Source organism: Glycomyces paridis, from assembly GCF_004912155.1.
Taxonomy (GTDB): Bacteria; Actinomycetota; Actinomycetes; order Mycobacteriales; family Micromonosporaceae; genus Glycomyces; species Glycomyces paridis.
In genome coordinates this window covers 23,780-34,946 of the sequence record NZ_STGX01000002.1, presented here as the reverse complement: position 1 = coordinate 34,946, position 11,167 = coordinate 23,780, and the positions used below count along the sequence as shown (strand labels likewise).

7 protein-coding genes and 2 pseudogenes are annotated in these 11,167 nt (G+C 71.3%); 7 read left to right on the top strand and 2 right to left on the bottom strand.

What is annotated here, in order from left to right:
- A pseudogene (locus tag E9998_RS25110) lies at positions 1 to 424 on the bottom strand (hypothetical protein); the annotation flags it as partial.
- A 420-nt stretch (positions 425 to 844) separates the two neighbouring features.
- On the opposite strand from E9998_RS25110, the pseudogene E9998_RS02265 reads away from it, so the two are divergent.
- The 7 genes and pseudogenes from E9998_RS02265 to E9998_RS02240 all read left to right on the top strand — a co-directional run.
- Positions 845 to 1,432: pseudogene (locus E9998_RS02265) on the top strand (lytic polysaccharide monooxygenase auxiliary activity family 9 protein); the annotation flags it as partial.
- Positions 1,418 to 1,654 (top strand): carbohydrate-binding protein, encoded by a 237-nt coding sequence (locus E9998_RS26975; protein WP_420842405.1) that lies wholly within the window; start codon positions 1,418 to 1,420, stop codon positions 1,652 to 1,654. The pseudogene E9998_RS02265 and the gene E9998_RS26975, both read left to right, overlap by 15 nt.
- Positions 1,655 to 1,982: 328 nt before the next feature.
- Positions 1,983 to 3,572 (top strand): ABC-F family ATP-binding cassette domain-containing protein, encoded by a 1,590-nt coding sequence (locus tag E9998_RS02260; protein WP_136528094.1) that lies wholly within the window; start codon positions 1,983 to 1,985, stop codon positions 3,570 to 3,572.
- An 88-nt stretch (positions 3,573 to 3,660) separates the two neighbouring features.
- Positions 3,661 to 4,170 carry a superoxide dismutase family protein gene (locus E9998_RS02255; protein ID WP_136528093.1) on the top strand — a complete coding sequence of 170 codons (510 nt, stop codon included), beginning with the start codon at positions 3,661 to 3,663 and terminating at the stop codon, positions 4,168 to 4,170.
- An 82-nt stretch (positions 4,171 to 4,252) separates the two neighbouring features.
- Positions 4,253 to 8,143, top strand: coding sequence for an ATP-dependent RNA helicase HrpA (gene hrpA, locus E9998_RS02250; RefSeq protein WP_136528092.1), 3,891 nt, complete (start codon positions 4,253 to 4,255; stop codon positions 8,141 to 8,143).
- Between the two features lie 206 nt (positions 8,144 to 8,349).
- Complete coding sequence (locus tag E9998_RS02245) at positions 8,350 to 9,480, top strand: ATP-binding cassette domain-containing protein (protein WP_240037465.1); 1,131 nt, start codon at positions 8,350 to 8,352, stop codon at positions 9,478 to 9,480.
- A complete protein-coding gene (locus E9998_RS02240) occupies positions 9,417 to 10,145 on the top strand; it encodes an ABC transporter permease (protein ID WP_204745207.1) in 729 nt (242 codons plus the stop codon). The genes E9998_RS02245 and E9998_RS02240 overlap by 64 nt, the downstream gene beginning before the upstream one ends.
- A gap of 44 nt (positions 10,146 to 10,189) precedes the next feature.
- Here E9998_RS02240 and E9998_RS02235 read toward each other — a convergent pair whose 3' ends face one another.
- Positions 10,190 to 11,095 (bottom strand): EamA family transporter, encoded by a 906-nt coding sequence (locus E9998_RS02235; RefSeq protein ID WP_136528090.1) that lies wholly within the window; start codon positions 11,093 to 11,095, stop codon positions 10,190 to 10,192.
- Positions 11,096 to 11,167 lie beyond the last annotated feature (72 nt).

Genomic DNA, 11,167 nt, shown 5'->3' with positions numbered 1-11,167 from the left:
GGCGCCGACCCTTGGTGTGCAGGTGGCGGCGGCGGCGCACGCCCGCGGGCGCGGCGGCGGTCGCGAGGTAGAACCGGCGGCCGGCCTCCGAGCGCCAGTCGACCAGGAGCTGCTCGCCGCCTTCGGCGTGGACGCCGATGCGGCCCAGGTACATCGGGTCCTCGTCGTCGATGTAGTCGAGGCGGCCGAAGCACAGGCCCTCCTCGACGGCGTCGAGCTGGGCGATGCGGCGGTGGTGCAGGTGCGTCTCGGCGTCGCGCTGCGAGCGCTCCTGCTCGTTCTCCACGTGCCGGCGCCGGACCTCGTCGAGCCGGGCGGCGGTCTCCTCGCGGAGCCGGTCGAGCCGCGCGTACAGGCCGTCGAGCCGGGCCTGCTCGGCGCGGACCTGCGAGACCCCCTGGGCGGCGTTGATGGCAGCGGACACGGCTCTCCTCTGGTGCGGAGCGGAAGGTGTGGAAGTAGTCGACGTCGCGCCGGCCGCGGGCGCCGGTGCTCTGCCCTTCGGGCGGCATCCGGGCCGGGGCCGCGATGCGGCGCAACCGGGAAATCGTAGCGCTCGTGAGGGCCCGTCGTCTCGTGCTCGCACACGACGGTGGTCACGCCGACGCCCATGCATATCCATGTATAGAAGATTATCGATCATATTCCGACGTGTGCCGTGTGTGAACGCGGTGGTTTCGCACGGGTTCGAACGGAAATTCCGCGAGCGCCAGAATTCTGCCGCCGTTCCCCTTGTGTCACGGCCCACTTAACTGTTAGGTTACTTTCTAATTCGGTGTCTTACCTGGTCACCCCCATGGTGCACCGAAGCATTGCTGACCCACCTCCTCGATGGGAGACGACGATGCGCAACACGCGCAAGATCATCCTGTCCATCGCCGGCGCCGCGACACTCGCGGTCTCGGCCTCACTGGCGGCACTCGCCTGGGGCCACGGCTACACCTCCGACCCGCCCTCCCGCTCCGCGCTGTGCGCGAGCGGCGAGGTCACCAACTGCGGTGCCATCTCGTACGAGCCCCAGAGCGTCGAGGGCCCCAAGGGCTTCCCCGCCGCCGGTCCGGCCGACGGCGAGCTGTGCTCCGGCGGCAACGCCCCCTTCGCCGAACTCGACGACCCGCGCGGCGGCAACTGGCCCACCACCTCGGTGAACGCGGGCAACCGCTCCTTCACCTGGACGATGACGGCCCGGCACTCCACGGCGACGTTCGACTACTACATCACCAAGGACTCCTACGACCCGACGCAGCCGCTCACCCGCGACGACCTCGTCCTGACGCCCATCGCCTCCTTCGCGATGGGCGGCGCCCAACCCGACCACACCATGACCCACAACGTGAACCTGCCCCAGCGCAGCGGACAGCACCTGATCTTCAGCGTGTGGGTCATCGCCGACACGGCGAACGCCTTCTACTCGTGCATCGACGTCGACTTCGGCGGCGACGGCGGCGGGCCCGACCCGACCGACCCGCCGACCACGCCCGGCGGCGACGGCACCGGCTGCGACGCCGGCGCCTGGTCCTCCTCGGCCGTCTACAACTCCGGCGACGAGGTCACCTACGGCGGCGCGGCCTACCGCGCGAGCTGGTGGACCACCGGCGAGACGCCCGGCACGACCGGCGAATGGGGCGTGTGGCGCCAGACCTCGGCCTGTTGACGCACACCCACGGAGCACACGGCGCGCACTCGCCGTGGCGGGCCGTCCGGCGCGAAGGGCGCCGGGCGGCCCGCGTCCCATTTCCCTTGACAGTCCGTCCGGAGCCCGGCTAGCCTTGTCCCGTCCTTGTTCCCGAGGTTAGGCACTCACTTGAAGCTCTAGGTCGTAGACATCGCGCCGCCACGTCTCTGCGCACGTGCACGGTGTGTCTTCGATCAAGAGGGTGCCCACCGCCGCTCAGCGGCGCTGTAGGGAAATCTCCTTCTCGCCGTTCCGGCGCGATGTCTCTCATTCGATTCCGTTCCGCGTCGAACCTGAGAGAGGTCGCATGACCACCTACATCAACGTCCAACAGCTGCGCTTCGCCTGGCCCGAGGGCGACCGCGTCTTCGACGGCGTCGACGCCGTCTTCTCCGACGGCCGCACCGCGCTCGTCGGCGACAACGGCACCGGCAAGTCGACCCTGCTGCGCCTGGTCGCCGGGCTCCTGCGGCCCGGTTCGGGCACGATCACCGCGTCCGGGCTCATCGAGCACCTCCCGCAGGAATTGCCGCTGCGCCTGGGCGACACCGTCGCCGACCTGCTGGGCATCGCCGCCCAGCGCGAGGCGCTCCTCGCCATCGAGTCCGGGGACGCGGGCGAGGCGCACTTCGCGGCCATCGGCGACGACTGGGACTTCCTCGACCGCTCCCGCGTCGCCCTCGACGAGCTCGGCCTCGACCACATCGGCTTCGACCGGACCGTCGGGACGCTCTCGGGCGGGGAGTCCATGCTCGTCGGCCTGGCCGGGCGCCTCGCCCGCAGGCCCGACGTGCTCCTGCTCGACGAGCCGTCGAACAACCTCGACGGCTCGGCCCGCAAGCGCCTCTACCAGGCGATCCGCCGGTTCAACGGGACGCTCGTGGTCGTCAGCCACGACCGGGCGCTCCTGGAGCACGTCGACGCCGTCGCCGAGCTCTACCGGGGCCGCATCCGCGTCTTCGAAGGGAACTTCAGCGCGTACGAGCAGGTCGTGGCCGCCGAGAAGGAGGCCGCGGCCCGCGCCGTGCGCGACGCCAAGCAGGACCTGACGCGCCAGCGCCGCGAGCTCGTCGCCACCCGGATGCAGAACGACAAGGGCGCCGCCGCGTGGCGGCGCGAGCGCGAGCGCGGCGGGACGCCGAAGATCCTCCTCAACGGCAAGAAGAACGCCGGGGAGGTGTCCTCGGCGAAGATCCTGCTGGCCAAGCAGGAGGACGTGGCCGAGGCGCGCGAGCGCCTGGACGCGGCCGAGGACTCGCTGCGCGACGACGGCGCGATCAGCGTCGACCTGCCCGAGACGCACGTCTCCTCGCACCGCGAGATCGCGATCGTCAAGGGCCTCAAGGTCGGCGAATTGTACGGCGAGGGGCTGGGCCTGCACGTGCGCGGTCCCGAGCGGATCGCGGTGACCGGCGACAACGGCTCGGGCAAGACCACGCTGCTGCGGGCGCTCGCCTCGGCCTCGCGGGTCCCGCACGGGTTCCTCACGCAGCGGCTCGAACTGCTCGACGACGACGCGACGGTCCTGGAGAGCGTCCGCGCCCGGGCGCCCGAGGCCGACCAGTCGCTGCTGCGGACGCGCCTGGCGCGCTTCGGGATGCGCGGCGCCTCGGTGTTCCAGAAGGTCGCGACGCTCTCGGGCGGGCAGCGCCTGCGCGCGGCCCTGGCCACGGTGCTCTCGGCGCAGCCCGCGCCGCAGCTGCTCCTGCTCGACGAGCCGACGAACAACCTCGACATGTCCTCGACCGCGCAACTCCAGCAGGCGCTCGGCGCCTTCGAGGGCGCGCTCGTCGTCGTCAGCCACGACGAGGCGTTCCTTGAGGGCCTGGGCCTGACCCGCAGGGTCGAGCTGCGCCGCGGGGAGGGGATCGCGCTCGACGAGCCCGTGGCCGCGTAGCTCCGCGCGGCGATCCCGGATCGGCGCCGCTTCCGGGCCGATACTGGGGTCGCCCCGCCGCGGGGCGCCGACCGACCGAGGAGCGCCGATGCCGTTGATCCGAGCCGCCGCAGCCGCCGCAGCGGCAGTGCTGACCGTCGCCGCCGCCGGGTGCGGCTCCGACGCCGAGGACGACGCCGACCTGGGCGGGGCCTGGACGGCCTCGCTGGGCGTCACCGCCGCGTGGGCCGAGGCCGCGCCGCGGGCGACCGGGACCGCCGAGGTCTCCTCGGGCGACGGGACCTCCGTGCAGCTGTCGGTGACCGGGCTCGAACCGGGCCTCGAGTACACGGCGCACGTCCACGACGGCGAGTGCGACGAGGACCCGCCCGGCGGCGGGCACTGGCTCGCCGACGCCTCGGGCGAGGACGCGGCCGGGAACATCGTCCAGCTGACGTTCACGACCAGCGAGTCGGGGACCGGGGCGACCACGGCCTCCGTGCCGCTCGTGCTCGACGACCGCGCCGAGTCGGTCGTGGTCCACGCCCCCGAGCCGGCGACCGAGGCCGCGGGCCTGGACTCCGACCGGGTCCTGTGCGGGGACCTCGAAGAGAACTGAAGGCCGCCGCGGACGGCCCGGCCACACCGCGCGTAATCGCGTGGCGCTCGGCCGGGCCGTCCGCGTATCGTTGACGATCGTCATGCCCAGCTCCGCCGACTCCCGTCCCCGCCTGCACGAGCGCGTCTCCGCGCTGCGCACGGCCGATCAGCGTGCCCTCCGCAGGCGCCTTCGCGAGGCCCGCGAACTCGCCGGCCCCGCCCGCACCGAGGCCTTCGGCCGGCTCGAAGCCGAGGTCGAACGCAAGGAGGCCGCGCTGGCGGCCCGCGCCGCGTCGGTGCCGGCGATCGTCTACCCCGAGGAGCTGCCGGTCTCGCAGCGCAAGGACGACATCCTCGAAGCGATCCGCGACCACCAGGTCGTCATCATCGCCGGGGAGACCGGCTCGGGCAAGACCACGCAGATCCCGAAGATCTGCCTCGAACTGGGCCGCGGCGTGCGCGGCATGATCGGCCACACGCAGCCGCGGCGCATCGCCGCCCGCGCGGTGGCCGAGCGCATCGCCGAGGAGCTGCACTCGCCGCTGGGCGAGGCGGTCGGCTGGAAGGTCCGCTTCACCGACCAGGTCTCGGACTCCAGCTTCGTCAAGCTCATGACCGACGGCATCCTGCTCACCGAGATCCAGCACGACCGGCTCCTGAGCGCCTACGACACGATCATCATCGACGAGGCGCACGAGCGCAGCCTCAACATCGACTTCATCCTCGGGTGCCTGCGCCAGATCCTCCCCAAGCGACCGGACCTGAAGGTCATCGTCACCTCGGCGACCATCGACCCCGAGCGCTTCGCGAACCACTTCGCCTCCGAGTCCGGGCCCGCGCCGGTCCTGGAGGTCTCCGGCCGCACCTACCCGGTGGAGGTTCGCTACCGGCCGCTGCGCGGCGAGGACGGCGAGCAGGACCGCGACCAGACCGACGGCATCCTCGACGCGGTCAACGAGCTCTCCCGCATCGGGGACGGCGACGTCCTCGTCTTCCTCTCCGGCGAGCAGGAGATCCGCGACACCGCCGACGCCCTGGAGAAGGCGAAGCTGCCGCGCACCGAGGTCGTGCCGCTCTATGCGCGGCTCTCGGCCGAGGAGCAGCACCGGGTGTTCCGGCCCCACACCGGGCGCCGGATCATCCTGTCCACCAACGTCGCCGAGACCTCGCTGACGGTCCCGGGCATCCGCTACGTCGTCGACGCCGGGTTCGCGCGCATCTCCCGCTACTCGGCGCGCACCAAGGTGCAGCGCCTGCCGATCGAGGCGATCAGCCAGGCGAGCGCGAACCAGCGGGCCGGGCGCTGCGGGCGCGTCGCCGAGGGCGTGTGCATCCGCCTGTACTCCGAGGACGACTTCAACGCGCGCGACGAGTTCACCGACGCCGAGATCCTGCGCACCAACCTCGCCTCCGTCATCCTCCAGATGACCGCCGCGAAGCTCGGCCGGGTCGAGACCTTCCCGTTCGTCGACGCCCCCGACTCGCGCAACATCAAGGACGGCATGGACCTCCTGGTGGAGCTCGGCGCCCTGGAGGACGTGCGCTCGGGCGAGCGGCGCCTGACGAAGGCCGGGCGCGACATCGCGCGACTGCCGATCGACCCGCGCCTGGCGCGGATGATCCTCCAGGCCCGCGAGGAGGGCTGCGTCCACGCCGTCGCCGTCATCACCGCCGCGATGTCCATCCAGGACCCGAAGGAGCGCCCGGCCGACAAGCGCGCCCAGGCCGACCAGTCGCACGCGCGCTTCAACGACCCCGACTCCGACTTCTCGGCGTTCCTCAACCTCTGGCGCTACCTCGAAGACGAGCGCCGCTCCCGCTCTTCCAGCGCGTTCCGGCGCATGTGCAAACAGGAGTACCTGCACTACCTGCGCATCCGCGAATGGCAGGACCTCGTCCGCCAGATCCTCAGCGTCCTCAAGAGCCTCAAGATCCCGGTCGAGTCGCCCGACACCACCCCGGCCCCCAAGAGCGTCCACACCGCCCTCCTCGCCGGGCTCCTCTCCCACATCGGCGTCAAGGAGGCCGACACCCGCGAGTACCTCGGCGGCCGCAACGCCAAGTTCGCGATCTTCCCCGGCTCGGGCCTGGCCAAGAAGCAGCCCCGCTGGGTCGTCGCCGGGGAACTGGTCGAGACCAGTCGCCTGTGGGGCCGCGTCTGCGCCAAGATCGAACCCGAATGGGTCGAGCCGATCGCGCAGCACCTCGTCAAGCGCACCTACTCCGAACCGCACTGGTCCAAGCGCGCCGGCGCTGTCCTCGCCTTCGAGCGCGTGACGCTCTACGGCGTCCCGATCGTGGCCCGCCGCAGCGTCAACTTCGGGCGCATCGACGTGCCCCTCAGCCGCGAGCTGTTCATCCGCCACGCCCTCGTCCAAGGCGAATGGGACACCCACCACCGCTTCCTCGCCGGCAACCTCGCCAAGATCGGCGAGGTCGAGGAACTCGAGAGCCGGGTCCGCCGCCGCGGCCTCCTCGCCGACGAGCAGACCCTCTTCGACTTCTACGACGAGCGGCTGCCCGCCGACATCGTCTCGGGCCGCCACTTCGACTCCTGGTGGAAGAAGGAGCGCGACAAGTCCCTCCTCGACTTCGACGAGGCCCTCCTCCTGGGCGACCGCGCCGGCGACGTCGAAGCCGACGCCTACCCCGAGGTCTGGACCTCCGAGGGCGTCGACCTCGACCTCGACTACGAGTTCGAACCCGGCTCGGCCTCCGACGGCGTCACCGTCGCCGTCCCCCTCCCGGCCCTCCAGCAGCTCGACGAGGACGCCTTCACCTGGCAGGTCCCGGGCCTGCGCGCCGAGTTCGCCGAAGCGCTCATCAAGAGCCTTCCCAAGTCCCTGCGCCGCAGCTTCGTGCCCGCCCCCGACTTCGCCCGCGCCGCCGTCGCCCGCATGGCCCCCGTCGCCGGGCGCCCCATGATGGCCGCCCTCGCCGACACCCTCAAGTCCATGACCAGCGTCCACGTCCCCGAGGACGCCTTCGACCTCGCCAAGGTCCCCGGCCACCTCCTCGTCACCTTCCAGGTCAAGGACGAGGACGGCAAGATCGTCGCCGAAGGCAAGGAACTGGGCGCCCTCCAGCGCCAGCTCGCCCCCAAGACCCGCGAGGCCGCCGCCGAGGCCTTCGACCTCGAACGCACCGGCCTGAAGGCCTGGGACTTCGACGCCCTCCCGAAACTGCACGAGACCCCCCGCAAGGGCTACACCGCCAAGGCCTACCCCGCCCTGGTCGACGAGGGCGGCACCGTCGGCGTCAAGGCCTTCCCCGACCTCGGCTCCCAGGCCGCGAACATGTGGGCGGGCACCCGCCGCCTCCTGCGCCTGAACACCCCCGACCCGCACCTCAAAGAGGCCCTCACCCGCAACGAGCTGCTCGCGCTGGCGACCGGGCCCTACGCGAACGTCGATGCGCTCCTGGCCGACTGCGTGCGCACCGTGCTCGACAAGGTCCTCATCGAAGGCGGCGGACCCGTCTGGGACCGCGAGGGCTTCGAGGCGCTCCTCAAACGCGCCCGGCCCGAGGTCGCGGGCGAGTCGGCCGCCGTGGCGCGCAGGGCCGCGGCCATCCTCGCCGAAGGCCGCGAGGCCGCCCGGCGCCTCGAAGGCAAGTTCGACTTCGCGATGCTCCCTGCCATGAGCGACATGCGCCGCCAGCTCGAAGCCCTCACCGGCGCCGACGGCTTCGTGGGCGCGACCGGCTGGTGGCGCCTGGACGACGTGCACCGCTACGTCAAGGCCATCGCCTACCGGGCCGGGCGCGTGGCCGCCGACGTCGCGGGGGACAAGGGCAAGATGGAGGCCGTGCAGGCCCTGGAGGCCGAGCGGGACGCGCTCGCGCGCACCCGGCCCGCCGCGCTGCGCTCCGGCGAGGGCCGCGAGGTCCGCTGGATGCTTGAAGAGCTGCGCGTCAGCTTCTTCGCCCAGCAGCTCGGCACCCGCTACCAGGTCAGCGAGAAGCGCGTCAGGAAGCTCCTCCAGGCCCTGTAGTCCCCGCAAACCCGTGGCGCGTGTCGGACCCCGGGTGCATGATCATTCTCTGGCCCGCCGCGGCGGCACGCGCCCCGAAAATCGGCCTGCCAGAATGATGCCAACAGGGCGTCAATATGACATCATGATGAACAGCACCTTCATGCGGCGACGACCGAGACCCCGCCGCCGCACCCGCAGTGCGAACGCATCCGAAGGAGGACGACGTGTCGCCTGACAACGCCATCGAGATCGAAGGCCTCACCAAGCACTTCGGCGACCTGGTCGCCGTCGACCACATCGACCTGACCGCCCGCGCCGGCACCGTCCTCGGCGTCCTCGGCCCCAACGGCGCAGGCAAGACCACCATGGTCCGCATGCTCGCCACCCTCTCCCAACCCACCGCCGGCACGGCCCGCGTCGGCGGCTACGACATCGTCCGCCACGCCCCCGAAGTCCGCTCCCTCATCGGCCTCACCGGCCAGTTCGCCGGCATCGACGAACTGCTCACCGGCGAGGAGAACCTCCGCTTCATCGGACGCCTCCTCGGCATGCCCACCAGGGACGCCAAGGCCCGCGCCGCCGAACTCCTCGCCAAGTTCAACCTCTCCGACGCCGCCGAGAAACCCGCCAAGGCCTACTCCGGCGGCATGCGCCGCCGCCTCGACCTCGCCGCCAGCCTCGTCGGACGCCCCCGCATTCTCTTCCTCGACGAACCCACCACCGGCCTCGACCCCCGCGCCCGCGGCGAACTGTGGGAACTCGTCCGCGACCTCGTCGCCGAGGGCACCACCGTCCTCCTCACCACCCAGTACCTCGAAGAGGCCGACCAGCTCGCCCACGAGATCGTCGTCATCGACCACGGCAAGGTCATCGCCACCGGCACCCCGACCCAGCTCAAGTCCAAGATCGGCGGCCAGACCCTCCGCATCCAGCCTGAGGACCACGGCCAGCTCGACAGCCTCCGCGCCCTCGTCGCCGAACGCTTCCCCGACCTCGACCCCATCGTCGAAGCCGGCGCCATCACCCTCGGCGTCAACGACGACGCCATCATGCCGACCCTCGCCGCCGACCTCCGCGACCGCGGCATCGCCCTCACCGAGTTCCACCTCGGCCTCTCCAGCCTTGACGAGGTCTTCCTGACCCTCACCGGCCACCGCACCGAGGCCGACGCCGAACCCGAGACCGACACCGACACCCAGACCGAGGAGGCCGAGCGATGCCCGCCACCGCCGTCGAAGCCCCGGCCCTGGGCCGACCCGGCCCGGCCGACACCGTCCGCCAGACCCTCTCCATGGCCTGGCGCCAGATGGTCCGCATCAAGCACAACCCGTTCGAACTGGTCGACCTCTCCCTGAGCCCGATCATGTTTCTGCTGCTCTTCGTCTACGTCTTCGGCGGCCAGATGGCCGGCTCCACCTCCGACTACCTCCAGTACGTCCTCGGCGGCCTCATCGCCCAGAACGCCATCTTCCTGACCATGTACACCGGCACCGGCATCAACGCCGACCTCCGCAAGGGCGTCTACGACCGCTTCCGGTCCCTGCCCATCGCCCGCTCGGCCCCGCTCGCCGGGAAGATCTTCGCCGACCTGTTCAAGCAGGTCTGGTCCATCGCGATCATGGTCGGCCTCGGCCTGCTCATGGGCTTCGAGCTCCGCAGCGTCTCCGGGGCCCTCCTGGCGACGCTCACCCTCGTCGTGTTCGCGCTGGCGATCTCGTGGGTCTCGGTGCTCATGGGGGTCGTGGCCGACTCCGAGGAGAAGGTCCAGATCTACTCGTTCGTGATCATCATGCCGCTGACGTTCACCTCGCGCGCGTTCGTGGACATCAACACGATGCCGGGCTTCATGCAGGCCTGGGCGAAGGTCAACCCGGTGACGCACCTGGCCGACGCGATGCGCGGCCTGCTGTCCTTCGGGCCGATCGCCGAGCCGCTGATGTGGACGTTTGCTTGGGCGGTGGGCATCTTCGCGGTGACCGCGCCCCTGGCCATGCGCGCCTACAAGCGCAAGATGGTCTGAGACACGACGAGGGGCCCGTCCGCGGACGGGCCCCTCGTCGTGTCTCAGACGCGGGCGAGCTGCTTCTCGGGTTCGGGCGCCGGGGCGGCGGTGCGGGGCCTGGCGTGGAGTTGTGCGGCCACGGTCGCGGCGAGGGCCACGGCGAAGCCCGCGGTCTGCCAGGCCGTGAAGGTCTGGCCGAGGGCGAGCCAGCCGACGGTGGCGGCGGTGAGCGGCGAGAGCAGGCCCAGGAAGCTCAGCGGCACGACTGAGAGGCGTCCGATGCCGCGGAACCACAGCCAGTAGCCCAGGGCCGTGTTGACCAGGCCGAGATATATGTAGCCGAGCACGTTCGCGGTCGTGAGCGCGGGGATCGTGCCCTCGACGGCGAAGGCCAGCGGGACGAGCAGGACGCCGCCCGCGGTGAGCTGCCAGCCGGCCAGGGCTGCCGGTCCGGCCCCTTCGGGGAGGCCCCACTTCTTGGTGAGGACCACGGCCACGGCCATCGAGACCGCGCCGCCGATCCCGGCGAGCGCGCCGACGAGGTCGAGTTCGGCTTCGGCGGTGAGGACCACCATCGCCACGCCCGCGACGCCGGCGAGCCCGAGGAGCCAGGTGCGCAGGCGGACCTTCGTGTGCAGGATCAGCAGCGTCGCACCGGCCGTCACCAGCGGGCCGACCGCGGCGGCGACCGCGGCGACGCCGCCGGGGAGGCGGTAGGTCGCGATGAACAGCATGGCGAAGAAGACCGCGATGTTCAGCGTCCCGATCACGGCCGACCGCCACCACCACGACCCTCTCGGGAGCCTGCGCGATATCAGGACGAGCAGGAGCCCGGCGGGCAGGGCCCGGAGCATCGCGGTGAGGAACGGCCGGTCGGCCGGGAGGAACTCGGTGGTCACGACGTAGGTGGTGCCCCACATGACGGGGGCGAGGGCGGTGAGGAGGAGGTCCTTGGCGTTGCGGTTCATCGGGGCTCCCTGAGATGTCTTGTATAAGAGTAGCTTACACTCAAGCTAATCAAAGTCAAGATACTTGAGGTT